This window comes from Peterkaempfera podocarpi, assembly GCF_042466665.1.
Lineage (GTDB): Bacteria > Actinomycetota > Actinomycetes > Streptomycetales > Streptomycetaceae > Peterkaempfera > Peterkaempfera podocarpi.
Genome location: NZ_CP162102.1, coordinates 2,742,998 through 2,761,221 on the forward strand (window position 1 = coordinate 2,742,998; position 18,224 = coordinate 2,761,221).

Consider the following 18,224-nt stretch of genomic DNA (forward strand, 5'->3'; position numbering starts at 1 on the left):
CACAATCCCCGGCCACGGAAAGTAGGCGCGTTCAAGAGGTTGACGCGCTCCCGTCCCCCGGGCCAGCATTCGGATGCACAGCAAGTCATCCGCCACGCCATTGGGAGCGCTCCCACTTCCCGCTCCGGCCCCCGTGGTGTTCCCCCCGCCCGGGCTGCTGCTCTCGGCAGTCCGTCCAGCGCGTGAGACCCACTGCGTGAGCCGCACGAGGAGCGCCCCATGGCCATCAGCACTGCCCCTGCCCCGCGCCGCCGGCGTGGCGCCCGCGCAACGGTCGCGGTGTTCGCCGCCTCTGCCGTGGCCGCCGCCGCAGCCGTCCTCGCCCCGGGCAGCGCCCGCGCGGCGACCTCCGTGGGCGACGGCCCCTGGCACACCTCCGGCGGCCAGATCGTCGATGCGGCCGGCAACCCGGTACGGATGACCGGCATCAACTGGTTCGGCATGGAGACGGCCAACTACTCGCCGCACGGCCTGTGGACCCGCAACTACAAGGACATGCTGGACCAGGTGAAGGCCCTGGGCTACAACACCCTGCGGCTGCCCTACTCCAACCAGCTCTTCGACGCCGCCTCCAAGCCCGTCTCCATCGACTACGCCAAGAACCCCGACCTCCAGGGCCTGGACGGGCTCGGGGTGATGGACAAGGTCATCGGCTACGCGGGGCAGATCGGCCTCAAGGTCTTCCTGGACCAGCACCGCCCCGACTCGGGCACCCAGTCGCCGCTCTGGTACACCTCGGCCTACCCCGAGTCGCGCTGGATCAGCGACTGGGTGATGCTCGCCAAGCACTACAAGGGCAACAACACCGTGGTCGGCGCCGACCTGCACAACGAGCCCAACGCCACCGCCACCTGGGGCAGCGGCGACACCGCGACCGACTGGCGGCTCGCGGCCGAGAAGGGCGGCAACGCCATCCTCGCCGCCAACCCGGACTGGCTGATCATCGTCGAGGGCAATGAGTGCTACGGCCCCGGCGGGACCAGCGACAAGTACACCGCGGGCACCAGCTGCACCTGGTGGGGCGGCAACCTCCAGGGGGCCGCCACCGCGCCGGTCCGCCTCAATGTGCCCAACAAGCTGGTCTACTCCGCGCATGAGTACGCCACCTCGGTGTTCCACCAGTCCTGGTTCGACGACCCGGCGTTCCCCGCCAACCTCCCCGCGATCTGGGACAAGAACTGGGGCTACCTCAAGAAGCAGGGCACCGCACCGGTCCTGGTGGGCGAGTTCGGCTCCACGCTGACCTCCACCCTGGACCAGCAGTGGCTGGCCAAGCTGATGGACTACATGGGCAAGGGCACCGGAGGCTTCGACTTCACCTACTGGTCGCTCAACCCCGACTCGGGTGACACCGGCGGCATCCTCAAGGACGACTGGACCACCGTCGACACCCTGAAGCAGGGCTTCCTCCAGCCGTACCTGCTGCCCGTGACGGGCGGCGGCACCGGCACCACTCCCCCGACCACCGCCCCGCCGACGCCCCCGGCGGCCGGCTCCTGCCACATCACCTGGACGCCGAACGGCAGCTGGCGGGCCACTTCGGGGCCGACGTCACCATCAAGAACACCGGGACCGCACCGCTCACGTCCTGGAAGCTGGTGTGGAACTTCGCCGAGGACCAGGCGGTGACCAACTTCTGGAACACCGCGCTCACCCAGTCCGGCAAGACCGTCACCGCGTCCAACGTCGACTACAACGGCACCGTCCCGGTCGGCGGCACCGTGTCCTTCGGCCTCCAGGGCACGGTCGGCAGCGGCAACACCGTCCCCACCGGCTTCACCGTCAACGGCGGCGCCTGCTCCTGACGCCTCCGCACAGAGCTGCCTGAAGGCGGCGGACGTCCCCCTCGCCCCCGGGACTCCCCGCACCCGGGTCGGCCGCCGCACCACCCTGCGGCCGCCGACCCGGGCCTTGTGCTGTCCGCAGCGGCCGCGCGCCGCCTCCCGCGTCAGCGCACCGAGGAGCTGCCGGGCCCCGGCCGCGGCTCACCGCAGGGAGCGCAGTACGGCCGGCCGGGGCGGTCCCCCGCGTGCAGAACCGGTACCGAGGTCAGCGGTGCACCAGCCGGTAGATCACCGTGTCACCGGTGAGCCCGACCATCTGGTAGTGGGTGTCCAGCAGCCGCTCTATCCTCGGGAAGCGCAGCGGCGAGTAGGGCGACTTGGCGGAGTCGTCCACCACGATCTCCGGCAGATGGTGGCTGAGCTCCTGGTCGAAGGTCTTCCAGGCGTCCTGGACGCTGTACTGCTCGCCGATCTTCTGGTCGCCCTTGCCGCCGCTGTAGTTGGTGAGGAAGCCGGCGGTGAGATAGCGGCTGGCCGGGCGGCGGTCGGCGAGCCAGTACATCTCCGGGTGCATGCCCCAGACCAGCATGGTGTCCTTGGGGGTGGTCTGCTCCGCGACCGCCGTGGCGACCTTGGCCGAGCGGTCCAGCCGGTGGCCCGGCCAGGCGAGCGCCAGACACCAGAAGACGGTGGACGCCACCATGCTGTAGACCAGCACCGGACGCCAGCTCAGCGCCGAGGTGGACACCGCGCCCACGCCGAGCAGGATCAGCGGCGGGATCAGCTGAAGATAGTAGTGGCCGAAGAAGTGGAAACCGGTGCAGACCGCGATCACCGTGGAGGCCAGCCAGATCCACAGGTCCGCGGTGGAGCCCTGGGAGACGGCCCGCCGCTCGGGGAGTTCCACCCCGGCCGCGGCGGCCTTGCGGCGCGCCCGCCGGTGTCTCAGCAGCGGCAGCGCCAGGCCGAACGCCGCCGCCCCGAGAATGGCCGCGTTGCCCAGCGCCCGGCCGATCATCAGCAGCAGGTCCCCGTCCAGCGAGGCATAGTCGCCACTGCCGGTGACCACCCAGAAGAGAAACCCTCTGGGTTTGGTCAGCATGGCCGCCACCAGCGCGATCGGGAGAGCGAACCCGAAGAGCACCTTGCCCAGCGCGGCCGGGATGCGCAGCCCTCGGCGGCGGGCGTCCTGGAAGAGGATCCAGAGCACCGGCAGCAGCACCGCGCCGCCGGTCTGCTTGGTGAGGGCGCACACGGCGGTGGCGACACCCGCCGCCAGACCGCGGCGGCGTTCGGCGTACCAGAAGGCCGCCACCATGCTGGGCAGCATGAAGACCTCGAAGGTCGCCGCCTGGGTGTCCGCCGGGGAGAGGCCGATGGAGACCAGCAGATAGAGCGCGCCCGCCGCGGCCCCCGCGCGTCCGCCCCATCGCCCGCGGGCGATGGAGACCATCAGCAGCGCCGTCACCAGGTGCGCCCCGATGGCCAGCACCCGGAGCGGCCACAGCGAGAGCGAGCCGAAGACCGCGAAGCAGGCCTCGTAGAGCCAGGGCAGCAGCGGCGGCTTGCGGTCCACGACGGTGTCGTAGAGCACCCCGCCGTCGGCCAGCATCCGGGCCTGGGTGGCGAGGTAGCCCTCGTCCGGGCTCCAGACCGGGCGGACGAAGGAGGGGATGTGGGTCAGGACGGCCAGCAGCGCCAGGGCCGGGATCAGCCTGGTCCAGTAGCCGTTGCGGATACGCGGCGGCAGCCGCTCGACGAGCACGGCAACACTGAGACGGGTCCGGTCCAAAGGCACGGTGGACAACCTACCGGGGAGCACCGACCGCACGCGCCCCGGTTTCCCCGCGGGGAAGGCGACATCGGTCACGTCCGGGAGCCCGTTCCCTCGACCGGCTCCGCGGATCCCGGGGTACGGCCCAGCCGGCTGTGGGAGCGGCCGTAGCCGAAGTAGACCAGCATGCCGACCGCCATCCAGATGCCGAACCGCCACCAGGTGGCGACCGGCAGGTTGATCATCAGCCAGATGCAGGCCAGTACGGAGAGGATCGGGATCAGCGGCACGGCCGGGGTACGGAAGGCCCGGGGCAGGTCGGGGCGGGTGCGGCGGAGGACCACCACACCGATGGAGACGATCACAAAGGCGAACAGGGTCCCGATGTTGACCAGCTCGGAGAGCTCCCGCAGCGGGATGACACCGGCCACCGCGGCCACCACCACCCCCAGCAGCAGAGTGGACTTCCAGGGGGTGCCGAACCGGGGGTGCACATCCGCGAAGGTGCGGGGAAGCAGCCCGTCACGGCTCATGGCGAAGAACACCCGGCTCTGGCCGAGCAGCAGGATCATGGTGACCGAGGTGAGGCCGGCCACCGCGCCGATGCTGATCAGGTTGGCGTACGCGGGCTGCCCCACGGACTTGAAGGCATCGGCGAGCGGTGCGTCGGTGGACAGCCGGGTGTAGTGCTGCATACCGGTGACCACCACCGAGACCAGCATGTAGAGCACGGTGCAGATGATCAGTGAGCCGATGATGCCGCGCGGCAGGTCGCGCTGCGGGTTGCGGGTCTCCTCCGCCGCGGTGGCCACGATGTCGAAGCCGATGTACGCGAAGAAGACGACCGCGGCGGCGCTGAAGATGCCCATCACGCCGAAGGTCGACGGTGTGAAGCCGAAGAGCGCCTGCACCAGCGGGGTGGCACCGCCGGACGCACCGGGGGTGTGCCGGGTCGGCGGGATGAACGGGCTGTAGTTGGCGCCCTTGATGAAGAAGGCCCCCGCGACGATCACCAGGAGCACCACGGTCACCTTGACGGCCACGATCAGGGAGGTGACGCGCGCCGAGAGCTTCATCCCGGCCAGCAGCACCGCGGTCAGCAGCAGTACCAGCAGCGCGGCCAGCAGATTGAAGCCCCAGGAGCCGTCGGAGCCGCCGCCCGCGATCGATACGGGCAGCGTGACCCCTGCACTGGCCAGCAGCGACTGCACATATCCGGACCAGCCGACGGCCACCACCGCGGCGCCCAGCGCCAGTTCGAGCACCAGGTCCCAGCCGATGATCCAGGCCGGGAGCTCCCCGATGGAGGCATAGGAGAAGGTGTAGGCGGAGCCTGCGACCGGAACGGTGGAGGCGAACTCCGCGTAGCACAGCGCGGCCAGGGCGCAGACGATGCCCGCGGCGGCGAACGACAGGGCGACGGCCGGTCCCGCGTAGTCCCTTGCCGCGGTGCCGGTGAGGACGAAGATGCCGGTGCCGATGACCACCCCGACGCCGAAGACCACCAGGTCGAGTGCGGAGAGGGACTTGCGGAGGGCGTGCTCCGGCTCCTCGGTGTCGGCGATGGACTGCTCGACCGGCTTGGTCCGCAGCAGCCCGCCCGGCGGGGCGTCCCGGCCGGGGCCGCCGCCGGACGGAGTGGACGCTGTGGCCATGGAACGCCTCCCGAGGAAAGTCCGCCAGGGGCGGATACCCGGGCTCGGCGATTCCATGGCGCAGCGGTGGTCGCTTCACTCCGGCGTCCCCACCGGCCCTCGGGCGTGCAGCAATGTGCGGTCCGGGAAGAGCAGCGCGCGGGGAGCCGGGCGCCCGGCCTCCGCCGTGGTGGCGGGCCGGGCGCGCGGCTCCCCGCGCGCCGGGGTGGTGCCTGCGGGGCGGCGTCGGTCGCTGCCGCTCCGGGCGGGTGCTGCTCAGGCGTCGATCGGCTCGGTGTCCAGCCGGGCGACCAGCGCGGTGACCTGGCGGGCGATGCCGGGGCGGTGAGACCGATCTCGGCGAGGATCTCCTCGCGCTTGGCGTGGTCCAGGAACTTCGGCGGGATGCCGAAGTCGCGCAGCGGTACATCCACCGCGGCGTCCCGCAGCGCCTGGGAGACGGCGGCGCCGACACCGCCGACCCGGCTGTTGTCCTCCACGGTCACGACCACGCGGTGCTCCGCGGCGAGGCCGGGCAGAGCGGGGTCGACGGGCTTGACCCAGCGGGGGTCGACCACGGTCGCGGTGATGCCCTGGGCCGCGAGCAGGTCGGCGGTCTCCAGGCAGGTGGTGGCCATCGCGCCGACGGAGACCAGCAGCACATCGGCCCGCAGCGGGCCGGGCACGGCGTCGTCGAAGGGACCGGTCTCGGCGACCGGGGAGGCGTCGCCGCGCAGCACATCCATGGAGCCGATCCGCCCCACGGCGGCCACGGCGGGGCCGACGGTGCCCTTGGAGTAGCGGACCACGGTGGGTGCGTCGTGGACGTCCAGTGCCTCGCGCAGCTGGGCGCGGAGCTGGTCGGCGTCGCGCGGGGCGGCCAGCCGCAGCCCGGGGACGACCTGGAGCACGGACATGTCCCACATGCCGTTGTGGCTGGCGCCGTCGTTGCCGGTGACACCGGCCCGGTCCAGGACGAAGGTGACGCCCAGGCGGTGCAGGGCGACGTCCATCAGGACCTGGTCGAAGGCCCGGTTGAGGAAGGTCGCGTAGACCGCGACCACCGGGTGCATCCCACCGGTGGCCAGACCGGCCGCGGAGACGGCGGCGTGCTGCTCCGCGATACCGACGTCGAAGACCCGGTCGGGGAACTGCTGGGCGAAGGGTGCGAGGCCCACCGGGTGCAGCATGGCGGCGGTGATCGCCACCACATCGGGCCGCTCCTTGCCGAGGGCGACCATCTCCTCGCCGAAGACCGAGGTCCAGTCCTTGCCGGCGGACTTCACCGGCAGGCCGGTGTCGGGGTGGATGACGCCCACGCCGTGGAAGCGGTCCTCCTCGTTCTCCTCGGCGGGGCGGTAGCCGCGGCCCTTCTCGGTGAGGCAGTGCACGATGACCGGGCCGCCGAAGCCGCGGGCCCGGCTGAGCGCGGACTCCAGGGCGGCGATGTCATGGCCGTCGATCGGGCCGATGTACTTCAGCCCCAGGTCCTCGAACATACCCTGGGGGGCGATGAAGTCCTTGAGGCCCTTCTTGGCGCCGTGCAGGGTCTCGAAGATCGGCTGGCCGACCACCGGGGTGCGCTGCAGCGCCTCCTTGCCCCAGGAGAGGAAGCGCTCATAGCCCTTGGTGGTGCGCAGGGTCGCCAGGTGGTTGGCGAGGCCGCCGATGGTGGGCGAGTAGGAGCGTTCGTTGTCGTTGACCACGATCACCAGCGGCCGGTGGTGGGCCTCGGCGATGTTGTTGAGCGCCTCCCAGGCCATACCGCCGGTCAGTGCACCGTCGCCGATCACGGCGACCACCGGCCGGTCGTGGTGTCCGCGCAGCTGGTTGGCCTTGGCCAGTCCGTCGGCGTAGCCGAGCACGGTGGAGGCGTGCGAGTTCTCGATCACATCGTGCTCGGACTCGGCGCGCGAGGGGTAGCCGGAGAGCCCGCCCTTGGCGCGCAGCCGGGAGAAGTCCTGACGCCCGGTCAGCAGTTTGTGGACGTACGACTGGTGGCCGGTGTCGAAGAGGATCCGGTCACGCGGGGAGTCGAAGACCCGGTGCAGCGCGATGGTGAGCTCCACCACACCCAGGTTGGGGCCGAGGTGGCCGCCCGTCCGGGAGACCGCTTCCACCAGGAACTCCCGGATCTCCTGGGCCAGGTCCGCCAGTTGCGCGGGGGTGAGCCGGTCCAGGTCGCGCGGTCCCCGAATGCGGGTCAGCAGGGCCACCCGTTCCTCCTTCTTCGCAGGTCTGCGGGCATGTCCGCAGGGTGTGCGGCTTCCCCCCGCCGGTGCGGGTCCGGCGGCACCGGGTCGTCCCGGCCTGTCGAGTCTAATGTCCGCCCTTCGGACAGGGGACGCCCAGTGGGCCGTAGGACCGGCGCGCCTCGGATCCGGACATGCAGCTGCCCGGCACCCGAGCGGCTTGGGTGCCGGGCCGGCTGTCCTCGCCCGCCCTTCGGCGGTGAGGCGGCCCACCGGCCGTCCGGGCGGCACGTCCCCCTCGGACGTACTGCCCGGACCGGCTGGCCGGCGGGAAGGAGAGGGCGGGTCAGCCTCGGCCGGACGCCTTCTGGGTGCGGCGGGACACCGAGTCCAGGACGACCGCGGCGAGCAGCACGGCGCCGGTGATCATGTACTGGATGGAGGTGTCGATGCCCTTGAGGTTGAGTCCCTGGACGATGGACTGGATCACCAGGATGCCCAGCAGCGCCGACCAGGTCTTGCCCCGGCCGCCGAAGAGGCTGGTGCCGCCGATGACCGCCGCGGCGATCGCGTTCATCAGGGTGTTGCCGCCACCGAGCGCCTTGTCCGCGGCACCCGACTGCGAGGCGATGAACAGACCGCCGAGCGCGGCCAGGCCGGCCGAGATCATAAAGACCGAGATCCGGACCCAGACCACGTTGATACCGGCACGGCGGGCCGCCTCGACGCTGCCGCCGACCGCGAAGACCTTGCGGCCGTAGGCGGTGCGGCGCAGCACCCAGTCGGTGATGATCACGATGCCGAGGAACACCACCAGGGCCAGCGGCAGGCCGCGGTCCTGGTTGAGGGTGTAGGCGGCGGCGAAGGCGATCACGGCCAGCACCACGGTGCGCACGGCGATCTCGCTGACCGGGCGGGCGAGCAGACCGGCGGTGCGACGGCGGCGGGCGTCCAGCAGGGCGCCGCCCAGGTAGAGCAGCACACCGACGACGGCGAGGCCGTATGCGGCGGCGACATCGCTGAAGAAGTAGTTGTCCAGGTGGACCATCAGCCCGTCCGGCGGGTTGTTGATGGTTCCGGTGGTGCCCAGGATCCACTGCTGGAGGCCGCTCCAGCCGAGCAGGCCGGCCAGGGTGACGACGAACGCGGGCACGCCGATCTTGGCGAAGAAGAAGCCGTGGATGGCGCCGATGACGACGGCGGTGACGATGGCGAGGCCCGCGGCCAGCCACTCGTTGACCCCGTGCTGTACGGAGAGCACCAGCGAGATCGCGGCGGCGGTACCGGCCACCGAACCCGCGGCGAGGTCGATCTCACCGAGCAGCAGCACAAAGACGATGCCGACGGCCATCAGGCCGGGGCCGGCGATGTACAGCGTGATGTTGGAGAGGTTGTCCGGGTTGAGGAAGGTCCCGGTCACGCCCTGGAAGATGCCCCAGATGAGGATGAGGCCGAGGATGACCGGCAGGGAGCCCAGGTCACCGCTGCGCATCTTCCGCTTGAACTCGCCGAGGTAGCCCTTGAGGCCCTCCTCGCGGACGAGCAGGCGGGGGTCGACGGTGCGCACCGGCGCGTGGCTCTCGATGGCCTCGGCGTCGGTCGCGGTGGTGTCGGCCGCGGGGGTCTCGATCGGGTTGCTGCTCACTGCTGTCCCTCCGCAATGCGAGCCTGACGCCGGGTCACGGCGTTCTCCGTGGCGCCGGTGATGGCGGAGATGATCTCTTCGTGGCTGGTGGTCTTCACATCGAAGACACCGTTGTTGCGGCCGAGCCGCAGGACGCTGACCGTGTCGGCGACGGCCTTGACGTCAGCCATGTTGTGGCTGATCAGGATCACGCCGAGGCCGCGCTCACGCAGCCGCTCCACCAGGTCGAGCACCTGGGCGGTCTGCTCGACACCGAGGGCCGCGGTGGGCTCGTCCAGAATCACGATCTTGGGGTCGCCGACCAGCGCACGGGCGATGGCGACCACCTGGCGCTGGCCGCCGGAGAGGGCGGCGACGGGGATGCGCACGCTGGGGATGCGGATGGACAGCGTGTCCAGCAGCTCCTGGGCGCGCTTCTCCATGCCCACCTCGTCCAGCGTGCCGCCGCGCAGCAGCTCCCGGCCGAGGAAGAGGTTGGCGACCACGTCGAGGTTGTCGCAGAGCGCCAGGTCCTGGTACACGGTGGCGACACCGAGCTGCTGGGCGTCGTGCGGCCGGTTGATCGAGACCGACTTGCCCTCCCACTCGATGACACCCTCGTCGATGGGGTGCACACCCGCGATCGTCTTGACCAGGGTGGACTTGCCGGCGCCGTTGTCGCCGACCAGGGCGACCACCTCTCCGGCGTGGACCTCCAGGTGGACGTCGGTGAGCGCCTGGACGGCACCGAACCGCTTGGAGACCCCGCGCAACGCCAGTACGGGTGCGCCTGTCACGTGAACCATCTCCTTCTGCCGCTCGTCCGGATTACGGACCGATGGAGCGGGATGCCGCGCCGTCCCTGGCGCGGAGGGTTGTGCAAGACATACAACACATCAAGAGGCACGGGGGAAACGTGCCGGACGGGACGGGTGCCCCCCACCGCGGTGGGGGGCACCGTCCTTGCAGGTCCTGAATTACTTGATGCCGGCCGCGTCGCACGCCTTGACGTAGGCGCCGGTGCAGATGTCCGAGACCTTGTAGAGGCCGTCGGCGATGACCGTGTCCTTGACGTTGTCCTTGGTCACGACCTTGGCGGGCAGCAGGATCGACGGAACACCCTTGGCGGTGTCGCTGTCGGCGCTGGCCGTGGCGACGGACTTGACGTCCTTGCCCTGGAGCAGGTTGACAGCCATCTCCGCGGCGGCCTCGGCCTCGGGCTTGTAGGCCTTGTAGATCGTGTAGGCCTGGTCGCCGGAGAGGATCCGCTGGATCGCGTCGGCAGCGGCGTCCTGGCCACCCACCGGGATGTTGTTGATGCCGGCGCCCTTGAGGGCGGTGATGATGGCCGCGGCCATACCGTCGTTGGCCGAGTAGACCGCCTGGAAGCCACCCTTGCCGAGCTGGGTGATCGCGGCACCCATCTTCTGGCCGGCGGTCTTCGGGTCCCACTCACCGGACTGCTCGTAGACGACCTTCTTGACCGCGCTGTCGATGATCTTGTGAGCGCCGGACTTGAACAGACCCGCGTTCGGGTCGGTCTCGGCACCGTTGATCATGACGACGTTGGCGTCCTTGGCCTTGTCGCCCAGGGCGTCCACCAGGGCCTGGCCCTGCAGCTCGCCGACCTTCTCGTTGTCGAAGGAGACATAACCGGCGACCGGGCCGGCGGCGAAGCGGTCGTACGCGATGACCTGCACGCCCTTGGCCTTGGCCTCCTCCACCCAGGACTTGGTGGCGGTGGCGTCCTGCGGGTCGAGGACGATGACCTTCACACCCTGCGAGATCAGCGCGTCGAACTGCTGCTTCTGCGTGGCGGTGTTGCCCTGGGCGTTGTTGTACTTGACGTCGCAGTCGGAGCAGAGCGCCTGGACCTTGGCCGTGAAGAGCGGCTTGTCGAAGGACTCGTACCGGATGGACGAGGAGTTCTCCGGAAGCAGCAGACCGATGGTCTTGCTGCCGCTGCCACCGGCGGGGGCGGCGGAGGAGTCCGACTTCTTGCCACCGCCGGCCGAGCCACAGGCGGCCATGGTGAGGGCCATCGAAACCGCAGCGGTGCCGATGACGGCGCGACGCATCAGAGCGTTCATGGGGGGTTGCCTCCCTGACAGGGCCGCAACGCTGCGGCCGAGGTTGGAGGGAGTCAATCCCTCCGGCTGCCTTAGCGTCAAGAAGTAAATTCTTTCCGCAGCGAATCCGAACCTTTTCGTTATCTTCCTGAAGACACAGCCGTAACCGACCGAGGGTGGAGCGAGCCATCAGGCTGGGGCAAAGCCCCCGAATCGCCCATCTCGCTCATCACCAAGGCTAGAGCTCCCAGCACCTCCGCCCGACCTCCCAGGGTGCCAGGCACAACCGAGAGCTGGCGGGCCGCGCTGGGGATCGCATAGCGCGCCACGGACTCGCGGATCGGGGAAAGCACCAGCTCACCGGCCTCTGCCAGATCGCCTCCGAGGATCACCCGGCGCGGGTTGAGCAGGTTGCAGAGGTTGGCGACACCGGTCCCGATCTGCCGGCCCACATCCGCGATCACCCGGCGGCAGCCCAGGTCACCGCGCTGGGCGAGCTGGACGACCCGGGGAACACTGAGGCCGGGCCCATGGCTGGCGTTCAGAAGATTGAGCAGGTAGCGGGACCCCACAAAGGTCTCCAGGCAGCCTCGGTTGCCACAGCGGCAGACCGGCCCGGACTCGTCCAGGGTGATGTGTCCAATCTCACCGGCGGTACCGCCGGGCCCCCGGTAGATCTGCCCGCTGATCACCAGCCCGGCACCGACACCGCTGGCCACCTTGATGTACGCCAGGTCCGACAACCCTCGCCCGGCACCCCAGACCAGCTCGCCCAGGGCGCCCAGGTTGGCGTCGTTGTCGACGTAGACCGGCATCCCCAGCCGCGAGGAGAGCTCACGGCCGGGCTCCACGCCCGTCCAGCCCGGCAGGATCGCGGTGGAGCCGATCGCACCGGTCTCCACATCGATGGGACCGGGGACGCCCAGCCCCACCCCGATCACCTTGTCCGAGCGGAAGCCGGTCTGTGTCAGCAGCCGCTCCACCAGGGTCTCGGCCCGGTCGAAGCCCTGGGCGGCGGAGGCGTCCACATCGATGGGCTCGCTCTCCTCGGCCAGCACCCGGTGGGCCAGATTGCCCACCGCCACCCTCAGGTGGGTGTGGCCGAAGTCGACGCCGACCACGATGCCCGCGTCCGCGCTGAGCGAGACGCTGCGGGCCCGCCGCCCTCCCGAGGAGGTGGGCGTCACCACCACCGTGCCGCTCTCCTTGAGCTCACGGACGATGTTGGACACCGTCGCGGCGGAGAGCCCGGTACTGCGGGCGATCTCCGCCTGGGTCAGCGACCCCGCCATGCGGACCGCGCGCAGCACCCGCTCCAGATTCGCCCGGTGAAGCGAGGACTGCGATCCCGGCGTGTCCAGGGACATGGTTCAACCCTCCCAGGGTGCCGTGGGCCCGACCGCCCGCGGCCCCTTCCGCGCCCTTGCGGCGGAGCTCGGTTACAACTTGTGAAATCTAAGCTGAGCCAATGCGGTGAGGTCGCGTCAAGAGTGAATGCAGATCGTTGCCAAACCTTCGCCACCCGGGGCTCGGTGTCGACGACGGTATGACGTACCTGGAGATATCAGGACAGAGCAACCATCCCTCAGCCCGCCGCGCCGCGTTCAGCTCTGAAACCCAAGGGCGTACGCGCCTCAGAGGCGGGGCCGCCAGCGGACGCCGGCCAGGGCATCGGCGACCAGCTGGACACTGCGGCTCAGGGCGGCAAGCCGCGGCCCCTCCTGCGCATAGACACCCAGCAGTGCCTCGATGACCTGCGGTTCCACCTGCCCGCGAAGATCGGCTCGGGCGGTGGACCAGCCCCGGCGGGCGGCATGCAGCGAGGACTCGGCCTCCTGTCGGGCGAGCCTTGCCAGCAGCACCGGATGCCGGGAGAGCAGCGAATAGCGGCGGTACTCCCCCGGGCACAGGTCATAGAGCCAGGTGACCGCCGAGCGCTCCCATCCGGGGGAGCCGGGCGGCCGGACTTCCCTGGGCCAACCCGGGGGCACCGCTGCTTCGTACATGGGTTCGATTATGCGACGACCATGGCTGGAAATGCACTGTTGATCTTCACTTGAGGACACCGGCGGTGAGGCCGGACTGCACCTGACGCTGGAAGACCACGTACACCACCAGCACCGGCAGCATCGCCAGCACCAGTCCGGCGAACAGCCCGGACCAGTCGCCCTTGTAGCCCTGGCTCACCGCCAGCCGCGCCAGGCCCTGCGGGAGCACAAAGCGGCGCTCGTCCTGGTTGTTGAGCACCAGCGGCAGCAGATACTGGTTCCACTGGCCCAGGAAGTTGAAGATGCCCACGCTGACCAGGCCCGGCCTGGCCATCGGCAGCATCACCTGGAAGAAGATCCGCGAGTGCGAGGCCCCGTCGATCTCCGCGGCCTCGGCGACACTGCCCGGCAGTGTGCGGAAGAAGGACGTGAGAAAGAACACCGTGAACGGCAGCGAGTAGGCGATGTAGGTGAGGACCAGCCCCTGGTAGCTGGAGAGCAGCCCCAGGTTCCGCTCCACGAAGAAGAGCGGCACCAGCGCCAGGATCGCGGGGAAGCTCATCCCGCCGACGAACAGGTAGTACAGCAGCCGGTTGCCGGGGAACGGGTAGCGAGCCAGCACATAGGCCGCCATCACGCCCAGCAGCATGGTTCCGGCCAGCGACCCGCCCACCACGATCAGCGAGTTCAGCAGATAGCGGCCGATGTCGGCCTCACCCCAGGCCCGGCTCCAGTTGTCGAAGTGCAGCGAGGCCGGCAGCGCCCAGGGATGGGCGAAGATCTCTCCGTCGGTCTTGAGGGAGGTCATCGCCGCCCACAGCAGCGGCAGGGTCACCAGCAGCGCCCACACCAGCAGGAAGGTGTGCGAGAAGGCATTGAGCACCCTGCCGGAGCGGGCCGCCCTCGGAGCGGCGGCGGCCGGTGCGGGGCGCTCCTTGACGGCGGGGAGGCCGGCGGGCTCGGTGCTGGTGGTCATCGGTCGGGCTCCCCGCGTCCGTGGTCCAGAGGTCGGCGGTCCAGAGGTCGGCGGTCCATCGGTCTGTCGCTCGTCGGCCTGTCGTTCGTCGGTCTGTCGTTCGTCGGCCCGTCGTTCGTCGGTCGGTTCAGAACTCGATGCGCTCGCGGCGGCCGAGCCGCAGCACGAGCGCCGCGAAGACCATGGTCACCACGAGCAGCGCCAGCCCCAGAGCGGTGGCATAGCCCGCCTGCCCGTCGCTGAACGCCTTGTTGTAGAGGTAGAGGCCCAGCACCTCGGTGGAGTAGTCGGGGCCGCCCGGCCCCACCGTCATGATCTGCACCACCGCGAAGGCGTCCAGCGCGATGATCCCCATGTAGACCCAGCCGGTCTGCACCGTGTCCCACAGCAGCGGCAGGGTGATCCGGAAGAAGGTCGCAGCACGGCCCGCGCCGTCCAGCAGCGCGGCCTCGTGGATGTCACGGGGGACGGCGGCCATGGCCGCCGAGAACAGCACCACGTAGAAGCCGACGTTGCTCCAGACCATCACGGCCATCACACAGCCGAGGGCCAGCCCCGGGTCGCCCAGCCAGGTCCGCTGCAGCGACTCCAGCCCCACGGCGCCCAGACCGGCGTTGAGGGCACCGCTGGTGGGGTTGTAGACGAACTGCCAGAGCACCGCGACGATGCTGATCGACAGCACCTGGGGGAAGAAGTACACCACCTTGTAGAGGCCCGAGCCCCGCACCCCGGCCACCGCCGCCCCGCGGCGGCGGCCGCCGACATTGAGCATGAAGGCGAAGAAGAGCCCCAGCCCCAGCGTCACCAGCGGCAGGATCAGCAGCAGGACCACGTTGTGCCCGAGCGACGTCCAGAAGAGGTCGTCATGGACCAGCCGCCGCAGATTGGCGGTGCCGGTGAGGTGCATGTCCGGGGTGAAGCCGCTCCAGTCCGTGAAGGCGATCGGGAGGGCCTGCAGGAACGGCGAGACCACAAAGACCGCGTAGACGGCGAGCGGGACGGCCAGGAACCCCGCGATGAAGCGGTACTTGAGGTACGTACGGCGATGCCTGGGGTTCATGCCGAGTGCTTGGGATGCTCGATGGAGGAGTCCCTGGCCGTCCGGTCGGCACAGCTCTGGAACCGGGAGAGGCACTCGTCCGGCTTGATCCGGCCGGCCATCAACTCGCCCAGGGTGCCGCCGATCTGCTCCTTGTTCAGCGTGCTGTACCAGACCGGCAGCATGGGGACGACCACGTTCGGGCCCGCCGCGTTCAGCATGGCGCTGCCGGACTTCAGGCCCGGGGCGAGGTCCACCGCGTCGGTGGCGCCCCGCACACAGCTCAGTGAGCTGACCAGCCGGGAGAAGTCCTGTACCGACTCCCGGGTGAGCATGGTGCGGAGCAGCTCCATCGCGCCCGCGGTGTTCCTGGCCTTCGCCGGCACCACGAAGGGCTCGCCGGCCTCCGCCCAGATGGTCTCGAAGGGCATCCGGTCGGAGGCCGGGTCCAGTGCGGGGTTGGGGGCGACGGCCATCCGGAAGTCCGCCGGGGTGGTGGCCCTGGCCTCGTTCTCGACCCAGGAGCCGTCGGGGATGAACACGGCCTGGCCCTGGGTCCAGGCGGTCTGCGACTGGATGTGGTCCAGGCCCGGGGTCCCCTTGAGGACATACCCCTTGGCGGCCAGCTCGTAGTAGGCCTCCACCGCGGCCTTCACCGCGTCCTGCCGGAAGGCACCGGGCTCCAGGTCGTCCATCGCCCTGATGGCCTCCGGGCCGCCGATCTTGGCCACAAAGGGGTAGAAGGTGAAGGTCAGATAGTTGGGGTGCCTGCCCGCGTAGGTCCAGCCGGCCAGGCCCTTCTTCTTGGCCTGCGCGCAGATCTTCAGCATCTCGTCCCAGGTCCTGGGATATGTCCAGCCGTTGTCGTCCAGCAGCTTCTGCGAGTGGTAGACGCCGAAGACGGTGAAGGCGTAGTTCAGGGCGTATGTCCGGGCGCCGCCGAACTGCCCCTTCTCCACGGTGCCCGCCAGCAGGGTGTCGCGGACCTTCCTGGACGGGTCGTCGAGGGAGGGCGCGTCCAGCAGCGGGGTGAGGTCGAGCAGCTGCCCCTGGGCCACGAGGGTGGCCATGTCCATCTGCGCGGCGCCGGAGTTGTCGATCAGGTCGGGCGGGTCGCCGGCCACAAAGCGCGGCTGCAGCTGCGGCTGGATGGCCTGGGTGGCGCTGTGCTTGACGGCGGCTCCGGGGTTGGCCCTGCGGTAGCGCGCCTCGGCGTTCCTGGCGTAGGTGTCGCCGAAGCCGCCGTCGAAGACGACCACCTCCAGCGGGGCGCTGCGGTCCACGCCCAGCGGATTGTCCTTGGTGGCGGGTTCCCTGCGCGCACCGCCCGCGCTGCTGTCGCCGCCCGCGCCGCCGATGGCGCAGGCGGAGAGCAGAGCGGCCGCCGGTGCGGCGAGCAGGCCCATGGTGGCCGCCCGTCCGAGCACGTCCCGCCGGCTGTACTCCGTTGCAGCATCCATCTGGCGACCTCGCCCCTCTTCCCGGCATACCGGACTGGTGCGGACGTATCGGTGCTCGGTGGTGCTGGATGCTACTGCGGCCGCAGGGCGGTTCTGTCCACGGTTCGCTGACACGGAGCCGGCTGTCCTTCGGATGGGTGATCCGTGTTCGGCCGGGGGGAGACAGCACGGAGGCGTGCGCGGCCGCAGGGGATGCGGCCGCACACGCCTCCGCGGCTGAGGTGCCGTCAGCGGCGGTGGTGGGGGTCCAGTCCGGCGTCGAGGGCGGAGACCAGGGTGCCCTGGGCGTCGTCGTTGTCCAGCGACCAGGCCATCACCCCGAGCAGCCCGTGCCGGCGGGCGTACTCGGCCTTGTCGGTGAGCACAGCCGGGGTGTCATAGGCCCAGAAGTCGGTGCCGTCGTACTTCCAGGTGGCGTCGGTCCGCGGGTCGCGGTAGACGGTGCCGGGCAGGTCCTTGATCTGGTGGTACGGGGCGGTACCGCCCGCCGCCAGGCCGGTGGCCGGCTGGTAGAGGCCGTGGTGGTCGCCGGCCGGGACACCGGTCCAGCCGTAGCCGTAGAAGGGCACGCCCAGCACCATGCGGTCGGCGGGGACGCCGCGGGAGCGGTAGTACCGCACCACCTGGTCGACGCTGTAGCCCAGGCCTGCCGGGGACGGGTCGGCGGGGTCGCTGTAGAGGTTGGCGAGGTGGTTGGTCGGGCCCTGGGCCTCCCAGGGGCCGTGGAAGTCGTAGGTCATCAGGTTGATCCAGTCCATGGACCGGGAGACCTGCTTCAGCTCCAGCTGGTCGGCCTTGGGGGTGCCGGCCGGGACGGCGGCGGTGAGCAGGTAGTGCTTGTGGCTCTGGGCGCCCAGGGCGTTCAGCTGGCGGCGGAACTCCTGCATCAGCAGGGTGTAGTTGTGGCCGTCCTCGGGGCGGACCACATTGCCGGCGTCACCGCCGCCGCCCGGGTACTCCCAGTCGATGTCGATGCCGTCGAAGACCCCGGCGCCCGAACCCTGGCCGCCCTCGATGGAGCCCAGCTGCGGGAGGTTGCCCTTGAGGTAGAGGTCGATGCAGGAGGAGACGAACTTCTTGCGGGAGGCGTCGGTCAGCGCGGCGTCGGAGAAGTACTTGGACCAGCTCCAGCCGCCCAGCGAGATCATCGCCTTGAGCTGCGGATGGGCCGCCTTGAGCTTGCGCAGCTGGTTGAAGCTGCCCTTCAGCGGCTGGTCCGCGGTGTCGGCCACGCCGTCCACCGACTCATCGGCGCCGACCGGGCGCTGGTAGTCGGCCCAGGCGTCGCCGACGCCCGCGGCGTTGGCCTCAAAGCAGGTGCCGTCGGCGGAGACGTTGCCGAAGGCGTAGTTGAGCACGGTGAGCTTGTCGGCCTGCCCGGAGGTGTCGAGGTTCTTGGCGGAGAAGCCGCTGTAGATGCCCCACTGGGTGAAGTAGCCGACCCGCTGGCCCTCCAGTCGCGGCGCGGGGCGGTCATGGGCCTGGGCGGCGGGACCGGCCGCCAGGAGGGTGCCTGAGACGACGGCAAGGGCGGCGAGCAGCGCGGCGGGACGGCGCATACGGGGACACCTGCGACCTTCTGAAGGACCGAATATTGGTCTGGACCAAGTGATCCACAGGTATAGTCCACGCCGGTCACCCACACAAGGCCTGCACACCAACGCGGCCGGGCTGCAACCCCGTT

At 70.1% G+C, this 18,224-nt stretch carries 13 protein-coding genes and 1 pseudogene; 2 read left to right on the forward strand and 12 right to left on the reverse strand.

What is annotated here, in order from left to right:
• Positions 1 to 219 precede the first annotated feature (219 nt).
• On the forward strand, positions 220 to 1,629 hold the full coding sequence (locus AB0761_RS11995) for a glycoside hydrolase family 5 protein (protein WP_377268967.1): 1,410 nt from the start codon (positions 220 to 222) through the stop codon (positions 1,627 to 1,629).
• On the forward strand, positions 1,557 to 1,805 hold the full coding sequence (locus AB0761_RS12000) for a cellulose binding domain-containing protein (protein WP_377274036.1): 249 nt from the start codon (positions 1,557 to 1,559) through the stop codon (positions 1,803 to 1,805). The genes AB0761_RS11995 and AB0761_RS12000 overlap by 73 nt, the downstream gene beginning before the upstream one ends.
• Positions 1,806 to 2,049: 244 nt before the next feature.
• Here AB0761_RS12000 and AB0761_RS12005 read toward each other — a convergent pair whose 3' ends face one another.
• From AB0761_RS12005 to AB0761_RS12060, 12 genes and pseudogenes are all read right to left on the reverse strand, one after another.
• Positions 2,050 to 3,582 carry an ArnT family glycosyltransferase gene (locus AB0761_RS12005; RefSeq protein ID WP_377268968.1) on the reverse strand — a complete coding sequence of 511 codons (1,533 nt, stop codon included), beginning with the start codon at positions 3,580 to 3,582 and terminating at the stop codon, positions 2,050 to 2,052.
• 68 nt (positions 3,583 to 3,650) lie between these two features.
• Entirely contained in the window at positions 3,651 to 5,213 is a 1,563-nt protein-coding gene (locus AB0761_RS12010) for an amino acid permease (protein WP_377268969.1), read from the reverse strand.
• 255 nt (positions 5,214 to 5,468) lie between these two features.
• Positions 5,469 to 7,408, reverse strand: a pseudogene (gene dxs / locus AB0761_RS12015) (1-deoxy-D-xylulose-5-phosphate synthase).
• Between the two features lie 322 nt (positions 7,409 to 7,730).
• Positions 7,731 to 9,029, reverse strand: a complete 1,299-nt coding sequence (locus tag AB0761_RS12020; protein ID WP_377268970.1) for a sugar ABC transporter permease — start codon at positions 9,027 to 9,029, stop codon at positions 7,731 to 7,733.
• Entirely contained in the window at positions 9,026 to 9,814 is a 789-nt protein-coding gene (locus tag AB0761_RS12025; RefSeq protein ID WP_377268971.1) for an ATP-binding cassette domain-containing protein, read from the reverse strand. Before AB0761_RS12025 ends, AB0761_RS12020 begins: the two co-directional genes overlap by 4 nt.
• 171 nt (positions 9,815 to 9,985) lie before the next feature.
• Positions 9,986 to 11,098, reverse strand: a complete 1,113-nt coding sequence (locus tag AB0761_RS12030; protein WP_377268972.1) for a sugar ABC transporter substrate-binding protein — start codon at positions 11,096 to 11,098, stop codon at positions 9,986 to 9,988.
• Between the two features lie 119 nt (positions 11,099 to 11,217).
• Complete coding sequence (locus AB0761_RS12035; protein ID WP_377274038.1) at positions 11,218 to 12,438, reverse strand: ROK family protein; 1,221 nt, start codon at positions 12,436 to 12,438, stop codon at positions 11,218 to 11,220.
• 273 nt (positions 12,439 to 12,711) lie between these two features.
• A complete protein-coding gene (locus tag AB0761_RS12040) occupies positions 12,712 to 13,083 on the reverse strand; it encodes a hypothetical protein (RefSeq protein WP_377268973.1) in 372 nt (123 codons plus the stop codon).
• 46 nt (positions 13,084 to 13,129) lie between these two features.
• Entirely contained in the window at positions 13,130 to 14,041 is a 912-nt protein-coding gene (locus tag AB0761_RS12045) for a carbohydrate ABC transporter permease (RefSeq protein WP_377268974.1), read from the reverse strand.
• A 127-nt stretch (positions 14,042 to 14,168) separates the two neighbouring features.
• Positions 14,169 to 15,101: a carbohydrate ABC transporter permease gene (locus tag AB0761_RS12050; RefSeq protein WP_377268975.1), complete on the reverse strand. Its 933-nt coding sequence runs from the start codon at positions 15,099 to 15,101 to the stop codon at positions 14,169 to 14,171.
• A complete protein-coding gene (gene ngcE, locus AB0761_RS12055) occupies positions 15,098 to 16,540 on the reverse strand; it encodes an N-acetylglucosamine/diacetylchitobiose ABC transporter substrate-binding protein (protein WP_377268976.1) in 1,443 nt (480 codons plus the stop codon). The genes AB0761_RS12050 and ngcE overlap by 4 nt, the downstream gene beginning before the upstream one ends.
• A gap of 227 nt (positions 16,541 to 16,767) precedes the next feature.
• Positions 16,768 to 18,099 carry a glycoside hydrolase family 18 protein gene (locus tag AB0761_RS12060; RefSeq protein WP_377268977.1) on the reverse strand — a complete coding sequence of 444 codons (1,332 nt, stop codon included), beginning with the start codon at positions 18,097 to 18,099 and terminating at the stop codon, positions 16,768 to 16,770.
• Between the last annotated feature and the right edge of the window lie 125 nt (positions 18,100 to 18,224).